The sequence below is a fragment of the Streptomyces tailanensis genome (genome assembly GCF_008386495.1).
Lineage (GTDB): Bacteria > Actinomycetota > Actinomycetes > Streptomycetales > Streptomycetaceae > Streptomyces > Streptomyces tailanensis.
In genome coordinates this window covers 330474-344896 of sequence record NZ_VTHJ01000002.1, presented here as the reverse complement: position 1 = coordinate 344896, position 14423 = coordinate 330474, and the positions used below count along the sequence as shown (strand labels likewise).

Below are 14423 nucleotides of genomic sequence, written 5' to 3'. Positions count from 1 at the left end.
GAGAGGAAGGCGCCTGACGGTCAAAAGCCCAGGTCAGGCGCCTTTTCTCGTGCCTCTAGAAGAAGCCCAGCTTCTTCGGCGAATACGACACCAGAAGGTTCTTGGTCTGCTGATAGTGGTCCAGCATCATCTTGTGGGTCTCGCGGCCGATGCCCGAGCCCTTGTAGCCGCCGAATGCCGCGTGGGCGGGGTACGCGTGGTAGCAGTTCGTCCAGACGCGGCCCGCCTGGATGGAACGGCCCGCGCGGTAGGCGGTGTTGGCGTCCCGCGTCCAGACGCCCGCCCCGAGACCGTACAGCGTGTCGTTGGCGATTTTGATCGCGTCGTCGAAGTCGTTGAACGACGTGACGGACACGACCGGTCCGAAGATCTCCTCCTGGAAGATCCGCATCCGGTTGTCGCCCTCGAAGATCGTCGGCTGGACGTAGTAACCGCCCTTCAACTCGCCGTCGTGTTCGATGCGTTCACCACCGGTGAGGACCTTGGCGCCCTCCTGCCGGCCGATGTCCAGGTAGGAGAGGATCTTCTCCAACTGGTCGTTGGAGGCCTGGGCGCCGATCATGGTGTCGGTATCCAGCGGGTGCCCGGTCTTGATCTGCTCGGTCCGGGCGACGGCCGCCTCCATGAACTCGGCGTAGTTGCCGCGCTGCACCAGCGCCCGCGACGGACAGGTGCACACCTCGCCCTGGTTGAGCGCGAACATCGTGAAGCCTTCGAGGGCCTTGTCACGGAAGTCGTCGTTCGCCGACCACACGTCGTCGAAGAAGATGTTCGGGGACTTGCCGCCGAGTTCGAGCGTCACCGGCGTGATGTTCTCCGAGGCGTACTGCATGATCAGCCGCCCCGTCGTCGTCTCACCCGTGAACGCCACCTTCGCCACCCGCGAACTCGACGCCAGCGGCTTGCCCGCCTCCACCCCGAACCCGTTGACGATGTTCACCACACCCGGCGGCAGCAGGTCCGCGACCAGGCTCAGCCAGACATGGATCGACGTCGGAGTCTGCTCGGCCGGCTTGAGCACGACCGCGTTGCCCGCCGCCAGCGCCGGCGCCAGCTTCCAGGTCGCCATGAGGATCGGGAAGTTCCACGGAATGATCTGGGCGACCACCCCGAGCGGCTCGTGGAAGTGGTACGCCACCGTGTCGTCGTCGAGCTCCGCCAGCGAACCCTCCTGCGCGCGGACCACGCCCGCGAAGTACCGGAAGTGGTCGATCGCCAGCGGAATGTCGGCGGCCAGCGTCTCACGCACCGGCTTGCCGTTCTCCCAGCTCTCCGCGACCGCCAGCTTCTCCAGGTTCGCCTCCATCCGATCGGCGATCTTCCGCAGAATGTCCGAACGCTCGGTCACCGAGGTACGACCCCAACCGGGCGCGGCAGCGTGCGCCGCGTCCAACGCCCGCTCCACATCCTCGCTCGTGCCCCGCGCCACCTCGGTGAACGGCAAACCGTTCACCGGACTCGGGTTCTCGAAGTACTGCCCCCGCGCCGGCGGCACGTACTCACCCCCGATGAAGTGGTCGTACCGCGCCTCGTAGGAGACGACCGCGCCATCCGTACCGGGCGCTGCGAAACGGGTCATGGAATACCTGCCTCCCAAGAAGCGCCACCCGCCATTGGGCAGCTCTCGTGAGGAGGCTAGAAACCCGAATGTTGCAACGACGTTGCGGCACCCCATCTCTTCGGTACGACCACACACTGCCCCTCCGGTACGGCCGCACACCGCCACGGCCGCCGCACCCGGCGTCGCGCGGACTACCCGCCGAGGCCCTGCGAGCCGGGCGACGCCCGCCGCAGCCCTCGCCCACCTCGCTCCCACCCCGGCGGTGCCGTCAGCTCCGCCTCCAGTTCACGCAGCCTTGCCCGTACGGCCGCCGTCGGGCGTACGGCGGCCAGGGCCTGCCATACGTCGAGGTCGTCCTCGCCCCAGGGAGCGTGGGCCCAGTCAGCCAGGAGGTCGGGGTCGCGGCGGGCTATGAGCGCCGTGCGCAGTCCGTCGGAGAGCCGGTGCCGTAGCCGTACTACGGCCGGGGCCTGCGAACCGGGCAGCAACGGCCCCCCGTACGCCGTCACGGCCGACATGACCGCACCCGTCTCCAACCTCCTCTCCACCACAGCGACATCGGACTCCACCGGAACCATGAGCCGGTACGGACGCGACCCCAGCAGACCCGCCCCGAGCAGTCGGCGCAGCCGGGCCAGCTCGGCCCGCAGTGTCACCGGCGTCACCGACTCGTCCTCGTACAGCGCGCAGAGCAACTCGTCGCCGGACAGCCCCTCCGGGTGCCGGGCGAGCAGCACCAGGATCTCGCTGTGCCGCCGACTGAGCCTGACCTTGCTTCCGCCGACGAGGAGTTGGGCCTCGTCTCGGCCGAGGGCGGTGAGCTCGATACCGTCGGCCGTGGCCCCCGGCGGTTCGAGCAACGCCAGTTGCGACTCGGCGGCCCGCGCCACCGCTTGCACGAAGCCGAGGCTGTGCGGATGCGCCAGTCCGTCGCCGCCGGTGATGTCGATCGCGCCGAGCACCCGCCCGGTGCGCGGATCGTGCACCGGCGCCGCCGCGCACGTCCAGGGCTGCACCCGCCGTATGAAGTGCTCGGCCGCGAACACCTGCACGGGCCGGTCCAGGGCGACCGCGGTCCCCGGCGCGTTCGTGCCGACCGCGGACTCCGCCCAGCGCGCTCCCGGCACGAAGTTCATCCGGTCCGCCCGCCGTCTGGTCGCCGGATCGCCCTCCACCCACAGCAGCCTGCCCTGCGCGTCGCACACGGCCAGCAGATGTTCGCCGTCCGCCGCGAACGTGCCCAGCAACTCGCGGACCAACGGCATCACCCTGGCCAGCGGATGCTCCGCGCGATAGGCACCGAGGTCGCCGTCCGTCAGCTCCACACACGCGGTGCCCTCCGGCCCGACACCCGCCTTGGCCGAACGCCGCCACGAGTCGGCCACCACGGAACGGACCGGCCGCGCCACCGGGCCGCCCTGGGTGAACGCCTCATGGGCACGGCGCAGCACCCGCACCCGCTCGACGGGGTCGGCTCCCGGCTCCAGAGCCACCCATGGATCGGTCAACTCGGCCTCCCGACAGACATCCGCGAGACCTTCGCAAGGTATCCGCGGCAAGGACCATCGTCACCGCCGGACCCCTGCCCCGACAAGCCGCGCGACATCGCCCGCGTTGCTCGGCCGCACCACTGGTGTCCGCCGTCCCGCTCCCCGCCTCAGACGGCGTTGACCAGACGTATGTAGCGCGCCCAGTCCCAGTGCGGCCCGGGGTCGGTGTGGTCGGTGCCCGGCACCTCGTGGTGACCGATGATGTGGGCACGGTCCTTGGGTATGCCGTATGTCTCGCAGATCGCCGCGGTGAGCGCCGCCGACTGTTCGTACATGGCACCGGTGAAGTACTCGGGCCGGTCCACCCAGCCCTCGTGCTCGATGCCGATGCTGCGCGCGTTGTAGTCCCAGTTGCCCGCGTGCCAGGCGATGTCGCGCTCACGGACGCACTGGGTGACCCGCCCGTCGGCCGACCGGAGGACGTAGTGCGCGGAGACCTGCTTCGCTGGGTTCCAGAAGACGGGCAAGGTGTTCTTGTACGTCGTCTGCGTCACATGGATGATCACCAGGTCGACCGAGTGGCTCGTCGGACGCTCGGCCGTGGTGTAGTTGGCGGGGCTCGCCGGCTCCCATCCGGCGTGCGCGTAGTCGACGGCCGCGGACTGAGCACCGGCCCTAGGGCTCGGCAGCAACGCATAAGGGATCGCGGCGAGGGCCGCGCCCTGCAACATCCGCCGCCTGCTCGGCGACGATCTGGCTCGCTCCATGAAGTCCGCCTTTCCCTGAGTGGCTGGTGAGTTGTCCTGGCTGGCGAGTTGTCCTGTTTCGAAGACGCAATCGCAGGTTGAATGGCTGCGCCTCGCGTGAATCACCGTACGGCGAACGCCGATCGAGCCGTCGGAGGGCGTGGAGATCAGTGGAAAACCAGCCCATTGTGGATAACTCCGTCACCCACAAGAGGTAAGTGAGCCTGCGGTCCTGTGAGTTGAGAAGTCGACTCTCCCGGCAGGCGGCTACGGCCGTACCCCGACCGTCGCCGGGTCGTCCAGCACCGCCCGTACCACTGAATGCGCTGCCCCCAGCAGCGGCCCTTCGGAGCCCAGCCGCGACACGGTCACCGCGCAGGCGGGTCCGGCCGTGCGCCGGGACAACTCCCGCTCCAGTGACGGAAGCAGCCAGGGCGCGAGACCGGCCAACGCGCCGCCCAGCACCACGGTCTCGGGGTCCAGCAGATTGACCGCGCCGGTCAGCGCGATGCCGAGCGCCGTACCGGCACCGTTCAGCGCCCGGCATACGTCCTTGTCACCGGCGGCGGCTCGCTCGGCGAGCAACTCGACACGGTCCTCGCCTGGTTCCAGCCCGGCTGCCCGGAACACGGCCTCCTCACCGGCGTACTGCTCCAGACAGCCACGCCCACCGCAGGCGCATGCGGGCCCCTCCGGACGCACGGGCACATGGCCCAACTCGCCTGCAAAACCCCGGGTTCCGCGGAGCAGTCGGCCGTCCACGACCACCGCGCCACCGATGCCGATCTCCGCGGAGACATGCAGGAAGTCGGACGGCGTCCCCTCGCCGAGCCAGAGCTCGGCGAGGCCGCCGAAGTTGGCCTCGTTGTCCACCGTCAGCGGCAGATCGCCCGGCAGCAGGGCGCCGAGGTCGATGTCGTGCCAGTCGAGGTTGGGGGCGCGGACCACGGTCCGGGCGTCGCTCGCCACGAGTCCGGGCACGGCGACCGCGAGGCCCGCCGGCCACAGACCCTCGCCCTCCGCCTCGGCGACGACCCGCCGTACGAGCGCGGTCAGCTCGTGGATGACCGGCTCGGGCGACCGGCCGCGGTTGGTGCCGTGCCGCACCGCCCGCGCCCGTACCTCACCGCGCAGGTCCACGGCACAGACCGCGAAATGGTCGACGCCGATCTCCGCGCCGATGCCGGCGGGACCACGTCCGCTGAGAGCGAGCGCCGAGCCTGGTCGCCCGACCCGTCCGGGCCGCTCGGGACCCAGCTCTTCCAGGAGCCCCGAGCGGATCAGCTCGTCCACCAGCGTCGACACGGCGGCCCGGGTCAGACCTATGTGCGAGGCGACCGCGGCACGCGACAGCGGCCCCTCGGCGTTGAGGGTGTGCATGACCCGGGAGAGGTTGCGGCGGCGCATCCCCTGCTGGGTGTCGGGCAGCCCGCGCCCGGGACTGCTCGGGTGCGCCTCGTGCAGCGGTGCGGTCATGCCTCCCTCGGTTCCCGTCGGTGTGTCGTGGCGGGTGTCCCGTAGATCATGCCGGAACCGGCTTTCCCCACGTCGGACACCCCTTTCCCTTGTCAGCGCCCGCCGGGCCCGCGCTCCAGCAGCGGAGCCGCGTCGGAGAGTACCCCGCTGATCCTGGCCAGCGTCTCCTCGTCCCGCTCCACGGCGTCCAGCACCGGGCCACGGGCGGTGTCCCAGCGGCGGGCGACCGCGGCCGGGTCCTCGCCGGTGAGCAGCCCCGCGGCCTGCGCGGCGGCGCCCAGCGCGACCAGTTCCTTGGCCTCGGGGACCTGTACGGCACGCCCCGACAGCCGCCGTACGGTCTGCTGCCAGGCCGTGCCCCGCGCGCCACCGCCGATGAGCAGCAGCGGCGCGGAGGTGTCCGCGTCCGCGTCCAGCACCAGGTCGAGGGCGCCGAGCAGGGAGTGGACAGCGCCGTCGTACGCGGCCTGGAGCAGCTGACCGCCGGTCGTGTCGTGCCGCAGCCCATGCAGCAGGCCCGAGGCGTTCGGCAGGTTCGGGGTGCGTTCGCCGTCCAGGTAGGGGAGCAGGGTGACGCTCGTGCCGGGCTCCACGGCCTCGCGGTCCAGGCCCAGCAGGGCGGCCACGCGGTCGACGGCCTGGGTGCAGTTCAGGGTGCAGGCCAGCGGCAGCCAGTCCCCGTGCGCGTCGGCGAAGCCCGCCACCGTGCCCGTCGGGTCGGTGGGGCGGTGCTTGGAGACGGCGTACACCGTGCCCGAGGTGCCGAGGCTCAGCACCGGGCTGCCGGGCCGCAGCCCGAGCCCCAGCGCGGCGGCCGCGTTGTCACCGGTACCGGGAGCGACCAGGGTGCCCTTGGAGAACGGCAGGTCATGAGCGTCCCGCACGGTCCCGGCCACCTCACCCGGCCGGGCGACGCGGGGCAGCAGCGCCGGGTCCAGCCCCACATGGGCGAGGACCTCCTCGTCGTATGCCTCGGTCGCCGACGCCCACCAGCCCGTGCCGGAGGCGTCTCCGCGGTCGGTCGTGCCCTGACCCGTCAGGCGCTCGGTCAGGTAGTCGTGGGGGAGCCGTACGGCGGCGGTGGCCCGGACCGCCTCGGGCTCGTTCTCGGCCAGCCAGGCCCACTTCGTCACGGTGAACGACGGCCCCGGCACGCTTCCGGCACGCTCGGCCCAAACCTTCGCGCCGCCCAGCTCCTCGACCAGGCGGCTCGCCTGCGGTGCCGAGCGCACGTCGTTCCACAGCAGGGCCGGGCGGACCGGCTCGCCCTGGGCGTCGAGGGTGACGAGGCCGTGCTGCTGGCCGCCGATCGACACCGCCGCGGCCTCGCGGGCCGCATCCCCACACTGGCTCAGCGCCTCGCACAACGCGTCCCACCACTGGCGCGGATCACTCTCACGGCCCGCACCGGAGGACACGGTGTGCGGCGCCTGCCCGCTCGCCACCACCCGCCCGGTCGACACGTCGACGACCAGGGCCTTGGTGGACTGTGTGGACGAGTCCACACCGACGACGAGTGGACCCTCGGCTGCTGACATCGGGCTCTCCCTCTCACGCGGCTCATGACTGCCGCTGACGCGGCTGACGTCTCCGTCCGGCGACATCTTGTCTTCCCACAGACGCGTCCGCATACTAATTTGTAAATCGCCATGACGAAATAGTCGGAGCGCAAGGAGCCGCGGCATGAACTACCAGCCCACCCCCGAGGACAGGTTCACCTTCGGCCTGTGGACCGTCGGCTGGCAGGGAAGGGACCCGTTCGGCGACGCCACCCGGCGCGCCCTCGACCCGGTCGAGACGGTGCAGCGTCTGGCGGAACTCGGCGCCTACGGAGTGACCTTCCACGACGACGACCTGATCCCCTTCGGATCCTCGGACAGTGAGCGCGAGGGGCACATCAAGCGCTTCCGTGAGGCCCTCGACTCGACCGGCATGACGGTCCCGATGGCCACCACCAACCTGTTCACGCACCCCGTCTTCAAGGACGGCGCGTTCACCGCCAACGACCGCGACGTACGCCGCTACGCGCTGCGCAAGACGATCCGCAACATCGACCTGGCGGTCGAGCTCGGCGCCAAGATCTACGTCGCCTGGGGTGGCCGCGAGGGCGCCGAGTCCGGCGCCGCCAAGGACGTGCGCGTCGCGCTCGACCGGATGAAGGAGGCCTTCGACCTCCTCGGCGAGTACGTGACCTCCCAGGGCTACGACCTGAAGTTCGCCATCGAGCCCAAGCCGAACGAGCCGCGCGGCGACATCCTGCTGCCCACCGTCGGCCACGCCCTCGCCTTCATCGAGCGCCTGGAGCGCCCGGAGCTGTACGGCGTCAACCCGGAGGTCGGCCACGAGCAGATGGCCGGGCTGAACTTCCCGCACGGCATCGCCCAGGCCCTCTGGGCGGGCAAGCTCTTCCACATCGACCTCAACGGCCAGTCCGGCATCAAGTACGACCAGGACCTTCGCTTCGGCGCGGGCGACCTGCGCTCGGCCTTCTGGCTGGTGGACCTCCTGGAGAGCGTCGGCTACGCGGGCCCGAAGCACTTCGACTTCAAGCCGCCGCGTACCGAGGACCTCGACGGTGTGTGGGCGTCCGCCGCGGGCTGCATGCGCAACTACCTCATCCTGAAGGAGCGCGCGACCGCCTTCCGCGCCGACCCCGAGGTCCAGGAGGCCCTGCGCGCTGCGCGTCTGGACCAGCTGGCCCAGCCGACGGCCGCCGACGGCCTGAAGGCGCTGCTCGCGGACCGTACGGCCTTCGAGGACTTCGACGCCGAGGCCGCCGCCGCCCGCGGCATGGCCTTCGAGCAGCTCGACCAGCTGGCGATGGACCACCTGCTGGGCGCGCGCGGCTGACACGCGCGTGGGAGGCCCCTTCCGCCGAAGCGGTAGGGGCCTCCGCCTGCACTGGCCGAATCCTGCGCCCCTGTTGGCTGATCCCCGCGTGGAATTCTCCGGAATCGTGCGGTCCGTGGCGTGGCCTGCAGTCTCGCCGTCCGACATCGACGGCAAGCGCACGCTCACCAAGCCGCTGGCGTGAGAGCGGCCGTACGCGCGCGTGGACGCAACCGTGGAGGTTCACGCGCGTGTACGGCCGTGCGGTTCGCACTGACAGGTTCTCAGGCGTCGGCCGATGCCAGTGCCGTCGCCGGATCCTGGGCCGCGGGGCCCGCCGGGGCCCAGCGGCCCCGTTCCTTGCGGTAGGGCCACCAGCGGCCGTCGCGGCCCAGCCGCAGCTGGGCTGTGCCGTCGACCACGGTCCAGCGGTTGTGCGTGGAGCGCAGCCGAGGCCGCTCGTCGTCGTCCCAGGCGGCATGCAGGGCAGCACGCGCGCGTGCGAGCGATTCCGCTGGTACGTGCCACTCCTCATCGAGCACGGCGAGTCCCGCCACACCGCCGTACCGCCAGGCGCGGACGGCGAGCGCCAGTCCCTCCCGGTCACGCTCGGACCCGCGGGCCAGTCGTACCGCGATGCCGGGTTCCGGATCGCCGGCGGCCAGGCGCACCGCATCCTGATGGATCGTCAGCTCACCGTCCAGGGCCTGTTGTTCGTGTCCGGGACTCAGAGCCTCGGCCAGCATCCGATGGGCCTCCCGGGCGGTCTGTGCCGCCAGGAAGCCGAGCGCGACCGGGTCCACTCCGGGCGCTGGCGGGACCTCTGTGTCCAGGGAAGGCGGCAGACCAGGCTCCGCGGGAAGCTGGGGCGGATCCGGGAGCGGCGGGAGGATGTCGCCGGCCGTGTACGCCTCGGCGGCGTCCAAGCCGTCCTGGACGGCATCCGGCGCCCCCTGCTCCGCCGCTGCGGGGGTGATGCTGCGCACCTGGAGCTCGTCCAGGAGCTTGTGCTCGCCGCGCCCCCGCATCAGCAGCAGGAGGAACGGATCCTGGTCCAGCAGCCTCGCCACCTGGTAGCAGAGCGCCGCCGTGTGCCCACAGTGGTCCCAGGCGCCGCAGTCGCAGTCCGCCTCCAGATCGCCGAGCCCGGGCAGAAGCTCGACTCCGGCCGTCGCGGCTTCCTCGACCAGATGCGGTGGCATCTCGCGGTCGAGCAGTGCGGCGATGTGCCCGGCACGTTCGACGGTCATGTCCAGGAAACGGTCCCAGTGGTCCTCGGACAGTTCCTGGAGCAGGACGTCGGCGCGATGGGCGGTACCGTCGCGGTCCTGGACGACCGCCGTCACCCGGCCGGGGCGCACGGACACGCCGCCCACGGCTCCCGCGCGCGCGAGCCGGCGTCCCGCCTTCACCTGCTCCGAGTCCAGCGCGGCGTCCTCCAGGGCCTTCAACCAGGCCCGGCCCCACCACGTCTGTGCGAAACCCCGCCCGCGTACGGGCGCCAGCGTTGCGAACGTGCGTTCCTCGTCATGCGCGTGGTGTTCCGTCATCTTGCGCCCCCTCGCAGCTCCACCAGATCGGCCAGTTCGGCGTCGGACAGTTCGGTGAGCGCCGCGTCGCCCGAGCCGAGCACCGCTTCGGCCAACTCCCGCTTGCGCACCAGCATGTCCGCGATGCGGTCCTCGATCGTTCCCTCCGTGATCAGCCGGTGCACCTGCACCGGCCGGGTCTGTCCGATGCGGTACGCCCGGTCGGTGGCCTGCGCCTCGACGGCCGGATTCCACCAGCGGTCGTAGTGCACGACATGCTCGGCCCGCGTCAGGTTCAGGCCGGTGCCAGCGGCCTTCAACGACAGCAGGAAGACGGGCACTTCGCCTTCCTGGAAGCGTTCGACCATCGCCTCGCGCTCGGGGATCGGTGTCCCGCCGTGCAGGAACCGGGTCGGCACACCGCGCGCCGCGAGATGCCGTTCCAGGAGCCGCGCCATCCGAACGTACTGCGTGAACACCAGAACACTCGCCCCCTCTGAGAGGATGGTGTCCAGCAGTTCGTCCAGCAGCTCCAACTTCCCCGATCTGCCGGGGATGCGGGGGCGGTCCTCCTTGAGGAACTGCGCCGGGTGGTTGCAGATCTGTTTGAGCCCGGTCAGCAGCTTCACGATCAGTCCGCGCCGCTCCATGCCGTCGGCCGCGGCGATCTCCGCCATCGTCTCGCGGACCAACGCCTCGTACAGACCGACCTGTTCCCTGGTGAGCGACACGGCTCGGTCGGTCTCGGACTTCGGCGGGAGTTCCGGCGCGATGCCCGGGTCCGACTTGCGGCGGCGCAACAGGAACGGCCGGACGAGACGGGCGAGCCGCTCCGCCGCCGTGGGATCCCGACTGCCCTCGACGGCCTGCGCGTACCGGGTGCGGAACGTGCCGAGCCTGCCGAGCAGGCCCGGAGTGGTCCAGTCGAGGATCGCCCACAGCTCGGACAGGTTGTTCTCCACCGGAGTGCCGGTGAGCGCCACACGCGCGCGTGCCCCGATCGTGCGCAGTTCCTTCGCCGTCGCCGAGTAGGGGTTCTTCACGTGCTGCGCCTCGTCAGCGACGACCATGCCCCACGACTCGCCGGAGAGCCGCGGGGCGTCGAGCCGCATCGTGCCGTACGTGGTGAGGACGAACTCCCCGTCGGCGAGCCCCTCCAGGCCGCGCCGGGCCCCATGGAAACGGCGCACCGGGACGCCGGGCGCGAACTTCTCGATCTCGCGCTGCCAGTTGCCCATCAGCGACGCCGGACAGACCACGAGCGTGGGGCCGGCGGACGAGACATCGGACTGCCGGTGCAGATGCAGGGCGATCAGGGTGATCGTCTTGCCCAGACCCATGTCGTCGGCCAGGCAGCCGCCCAGCCCCAGGGAGGTCATCCGGGCCAGCCAGTTCAGGCCGCGCAGCTGGTAGTCCCGCAGCGTCGCGGCGAGCCCGGACGGCTGCCCGACCGGCTCCTGCCCCTCGGGGTCCGACAGCCGCTCCCGCAGCGTCGCCAGCCACCCCGTGGGCCGTACGTCGACCATCCGGCCGTCGAACTCCGTGGAGCCCGTCAGAGCGGCACTGAGCGCGTCGACGGGCGACACCTTGTGGTCCTGCTGCGCACGGGCGCGGCGGATCTCCTCCGGGTCCACCAGGACCCACTGGTCACGCAGCCGCACCATCGGGCGGTTCGCCTCCGCGAGCAGGTCCAGCTCCTGGCGGGTGAGCCGCTGCTCGCCCAGCGCGAACCACCAGTCGAAGGCGAGCAGCGCGTCGGCGGACAGGAACGACGGAGTGTCCGACGCGGCCTTGTCCGGGCCCTGATCGTCGTCCGGCGGGCCGATCACAGCGCGGGCGGTCAGCCTGCGCGCCAGTTCCTTGGGCCAGTGCACCTCGACACCGGCGCCCGCCAGCATGCGGGCGCCCTCGCCGAGCAGTTCGGTGATCTCCTCGTCGGCAAGTTCCACGGCGTCCGGCACGGCGGCCGAGAGCAGCGGGGCGAGCGGCGTCCAGGCACGGGCCGCGCGGCGCAGCGCGACCAGGGCGTCCATCCGCGCGCGCGGGCCGAAGACCTCGGAGCCGGACCACACGGCGGAGGCGTCCGCGACCAGCGCCGGGTCGCTCACACTGTGCACCTGCAGGACGGCACGGAACGGCAGCCGTGTCTCGTCTGACGTTGCCGACACGAGCCCGGGGATCTCCACGCGCAGCGAGAGGCGGACGCCCGCGTCGTGCCCGGCGGCGACATCGACGGCCCAGGAGCGCTGTTCGGGCACGTGCTGCGGTTCCGGCACCGCGAAGGCCGGGCCGCCCGTCACGAGGGCCGCGGCGGGGGAGCGGGGCAGCGAGTCGGCGACCGCGTCGAGGAACCCGCGCACCAGTCGCTCCGGATCCGGCAGACGCAGCGGCACGCTGTGGTCCAGGGGCACCGCGTGCGCCTCGGGCGGCATCGCGGCCGCCAGTTCACGGACTCGCTCCAGGTCCTCCGCCCGCAGCGGACCGACCCGCCAGGCGTCATGGCCGCTCGCGGTCACACCGGGCAACAGCAGCCCCCGCGTGGCGAGTTGGAGCGCCAGCACGGCGGCCGCGCCCCAGAACGCGGTCGACCGGTGGGCTGCCGTGGTGGCACGCGCGCGTGTGAGCACAGGCAGAGCGGCGTGCACGGGGAGGGACAGGGCGGGCACCCTCACCAGTTCGACGCCTTCGGCGTCGGGCACGACGACCGTCGTCTCCTCGGCGGAGCCGGGCGCGATCAGGGGCGGTGTCGTGCCGTCCGGCCGCCAGAACACGACACGGCCGGTGCGGGCCGGGTCCGCGGCCATGAAAATGGCGTGGCAGCGGGTCAGCTCGGAGAATTCAGAAGGGGTGGCCGCTGTTTCGGAAGGGGTTGCCGCGAGATGCGGTGGCACAGAGATACGGACTCCTCAAATTTGACTACCGCAGTCAGGATCGCCGAGGATACATCGCTTCATACGTCTGGCAGGAATGACGGGCGGTGACTTGGATCACTTTCCGGTGTAGGCAAGGTTGGTAGGCAAGGGCATCTCAGGGTTGCGCCGGGGTCGTATTCAGGGTTGCGTCAGGGTCGTGGTCCGGAACCGCGGGGAGCTCGAACCCGTTTTCAGGTCAGAGAGCGGCGATGGCCGCGAAGGAGGCGACGGAGATGTCGAAGAGCACGAAGATCGTCGCAGGGGGTGCGGCAATCGGGATCGTCCTGCTGATCCTGCTGCCCTTCCCCTTCTGGGCCAATCTCCTGATAGTGCTGGGGATCCCCACGGCCGCGTACCTCGCGCTGGACCCCTCGCAGCGGCGCAGGCTCCGCAGGGTCAGCCGTAAGGAGCTCGGTCGCTGAGATGTGTCACCGGCCCGCATCAGCGGGCCGGTGACACCAGGCCGGTGAGGCGCGGCGTTCAGTGATGCGCCTGGGCTCAGTTCGGGCGTACCGCGATCTTGTCGAGGGACTCCAGGAGGCCTGGCAGTTCCGCCCCCCGGCCCACCGGGAGCACTTCCCCGGGCTCCTCGTCGAGCAGGACGAACGCGATGTCGTCGGTCCTGGCCACCATCGACCAGCCGGGGCCGTCGGCACGGAGCGTCCGGGCGTCGCCCGGTGCGAACGACGAGCGGACCCGCCCCAGGGGCGGCGGCGACTCCACATACGCGCGCGCCTCTGCGAGCACGCGGCGGATGCCCGTGCGAACGGTGCCCTGATCGCCCCCGCTGTCTGCCGCGTCCATGGCCTCGGTCGCCTCCCCGGTGGCAGCCTCCCCCGTGCCGCTTCCTCCGGCGACCGCGGCGTCGTCGATCTGCTCCCGCCACATGCTCCACTGCAGCGCGATCTCATCCGCTCCCAGACGCCGCTGGGCGGGGCCCCAGGTGTCGGTGTCCGGCGGACTCAGCGGCGGCCGGTCCGAGATCTCCGGATCAGGATCGTGCGGAGCGGGCACCCCGGGAGCCGCTACGGCGACCGCAAGCGGCCAGCCGGGAAGCGCGGCCACGACCGAGCCCTCGTCGGGCGACAGGTCGTACTCCATGCCGCAGTCCCACGACGCGATGGCCACGGCGACCAGTGACACATCGTCGACCACCACCGTCCACCGGGCACCGTCGCCGTCCTGGCCCAGAACGATTCCGTACCCGTCGGCGAGCGGCGCGAGGCCGAGCGCCGCGCAGGCCTCCGGATAGTCGTCGCCCAGCACGCTCGGGAAGTTCGCGGGCGTGAGCAGTACCGCCGTCAGGACATACAGCGCGTCGTCGTCCCCGGCGGTGACGGCGTCGTCGTCCGTCCCGGTCATCCCGGTCTCCCCTCGCTCTCGCTCGTCCGTCGGCGCACCCTAATGCGCCCGGCGGGCGCTTGTCACGGGCCGGAACCCCATGCGGAGCTGCAGTCATCCGGGTGGACAGGGGCGGATCGACCGGCGACCTCGCTCGTTCAGGCCGCGGGCAGTCCCAGAAGTGACCGCGCCACCGTCTGCGGCGACTCGTCGCGCTCGCGCGCCAGCGCGATGACCGCCCGGCACGCCAGCTCGCTCACCCCGAACGACAGTGCTTCGGGCGACACCCAGGTCACGGCCTCGTCGATCTGGTCCTGATCGTCCTCGGCGCACGCCGAGATGTAGACGGCGGCCGCCTCGAACAGGTTGTGCGTGCGCTTCGCTTCCCGCGCGGTCGTCTCCGCGCGCATCGAGTTGCGGAATCTGCCGAAGGACTTGCGGAGCCTGCCGAGCATGTGGGCTACCTTCCCCCGAGTCGCTGTCACAGATCGTTCACATGTTCCCACTCAACGTAGAGATGGAGCTGCGGCGGCAGAAGA

The 14423-nt window shown here is 71.2% G+C and carries 11 protein-coding genes; 2 read left to right on the top strand and 9 right to left on the bottom strand.

The window, feature by feature from the left end; translation table 11 throughout:
* Window positions 1-55 precede the first annotated feature (55 nt).
* From adh to xylB, 5 genes are all read right to left on the bottom strand, one after another.
* Window positions 56-1579, bottom strand: coding sequence for an aldehyde dehydrogenase (gene adh / locus F3T56_RS03405; RefSeq protein WP_149823134.1), 1524 nt, complete (start codon window positions 1577-1579; stop codon window positions 56-58).
* A 173-nt stretch (window positions 1580-1752) separates the two neighbouring features.
* The gene (locus tag F3T56_RS03400; protein ID WP_172638785.1) at window positions 1753-3069 is read right to left on the bottom strand and encodes a GAF domain-containing protein; all 1317 of its coding nucleotides are present in this window, start codon (window positions 3067-3069) and stop codon (window positions 1753-1755) included.
* Between the two features lie 149 nt (window positions 3070-3218).
* Window positions 3219-3818, bottom strand: coding sequence for an N-acetylmuramoyl-L-alanine amidase (locus tag F3T56_RS03395; protein WP_149823133.1), 600 nt, complete (start codon window positions 3816-3818; stop codon window positions 3219-3221).
* A 246-nt stretch (window positions 3819-4064) separates the two neighbouring features.
* The gene (locus F3T56_RS03390; RefSeq protein WP_149823132.1) at window positions 4065-5273 is read right to left on the bottom strand and encodes an ROK family transcriptional regulator; all 1209 of its coding nucleotides are present in this window, start codon (window positions 5271-5273) and stop codon (window positions 4065-4067) included.
* 92 nt (window positions 5274-5365) lie between these two features.
* Window positions 5366-6811, bottom strand: a complete 1446-nt coding sequence (gene xylB, locus F3T56_RS03385) for a xylulokinase (protein ID WP_149823131.1) — start codon at window positions 6809-6811, stop codon at window positions 5366-5368.
* Between the two features lie 145 nt (window positions 6812-6956).
* Here xylB and xylA point away from each other — a divergent pair, with 145 nt between their 5' ends.
* On the top strand, window positions 6957-8123 hold the full coding sequence (gene xylA, locus F3T56_RS03380) for a xylose isomerase (RefSeq protein ID WP_149823130.1): 1167 nt from the start codon (window positions 6957-6959) through the stop codon (window positions 8121-8123).
* A gap of 263 nt (window positions 8124-8386) precedes the next feature.
* On the opposite strand, the gene F3T56_RS03375 is transcribed toward xylA, so the two are convergent.
* Window positions 8387-9652, bottom strand: coding sequence for an SWIM zinc finger family protein (locus F3T56_RS03375; RefSeq protein ID WP_149823129.1), 1266 nt, complete (start codon window positions 9650-9652; stop codon window positions 8387-8389).
* Complete coding sequence (locus F3T56_RS03370) at window positions 9649-12435, bottom strand: DEAD/DEAH box helicase (protein WP_246203376.1); 2787 nt, start codon at window positions 12433-12435, stop codon at window positions 9649-9651. Before F3T56_RS03370 ends, F3T56_RS03375 begins: the two co-directional genes overlap by 4 nt.
* Window positions 12436-12752: 317 nt before the next feature.
* Between F3T56_RS03370 and F3T56_RS03365 the strand changes: the two genes are divergently transcribed.
* Window positions 12753-12965: a hypothetical protein gene (locus tag F3T56_RS03365; protein ID WP_149823127.1), complete on the top strand. Its 213-nt coding sequence runs from the start codon at window positions 12753-12755 to the stop codon at window positions 12963-12965.
* Between the two features lie 76 nt (window positions 12966-13041).
* Here F3T56_RS03365 and F3T56_RS03360 read toward each other — a convergent pair whose 3' ends face one another.
* Window positions 13042-13905 carry a hypothetical protein gene (locus tag F3T56_RS03360; protein ID WP_149823126.1) on the bottom strand — a complete coding sequence of 288 codons (864 nt, stop codon included), beginning with the start codon at window positions 13903-13905 and terminating at the stop codon, window positions 13042-13044.
* A 137-nt stretch (window positions 13906-14042) separates the two neighbouring features.
* Entirely contained in the window at window positions 14043-14339 is a 297-nt protein-coding gene (locus tag F3T56_RS03355; protein ID WP_149823125.1) for a hypothetical protein, read from the bottom strand.
* Window positions 14340-14423: the final 84 nt, after the last annotated feature.

Excerpts from the sequence above, each read along its gene's own strand:
- adh (WP_149823134.1), bottom strand. The coding sequence starts at position 1,579 with ATGACCCGTTTCGCAGCGCCCGGTACGGATGGCGCGGTCGTCTCCTAC.
- F3T56_RS03395 (WP_149823133.1), bottom strand. The coding sequence starts at position 3,818 with ATGGAGCGAGCCAGATCGTCGCCGAGCAGGCGGCGGATGTTGCAGGGC.
- F3T56_RS03390 (WP_149823132.1), bottom strand. The coding sequence starts at position 5,273 with ATGACCGCACCGCTGCACGAGGCGCACCCGAGCAGTCCCGGGCGCGGG.
- xylB (WP_149823131.1), bottom strand. The coding sequence starts at position 6,811 with ATGTCAGCAGCCGAGGGTCCACTCGTCGTCGGTGTGGACTCGTCCACA.
- xylA (WP_149823130.1), top strand. The coding sequence starts at position 6,957 with ATGAACTACCAGCCCACCCCCGAGGACAGGTTCACCTTCGGCCTGTGG.
- F3T56_RS03375 (WP_149823129.1), bottom strand. The coding sequence starts at position 9,652 with ATGACGGAACACCACGCGCATGACGAGGAACGCACGTTCGCAACGCTG.
- F3T56_RS03370 (WP_246203376.1), bottom strand. The coding sequence starts at position 12,435 with ATGGCCGCGGACCCGGCCCGCACCGGCCGTGTCGTGTTCTGGCGGCCG.
- F3T56_RS03365 (WP_149823127.1), top strand. The coding sequence starts at position 12,753 with ATGGCCGCGAAGGAGGCGACGGAGATGTCGAAGAGCACGAAGATCGTC.
- F3T56_RS03360 (WP_149823126.1), bottom strand. The coding sequence starts at position 13,905 with ATGACCGGGACGGACGACGACGCCGTCACCGCCGGGGACGACGACGCG.
- F3T56_RS03355 (WP_149823125.1), bottom strand. The coding sequence starts at position 14,339 with ATGCTCGGCAGGCTCCGCAAGTCCTTCGGCAGATTCCGCAACTCGATG.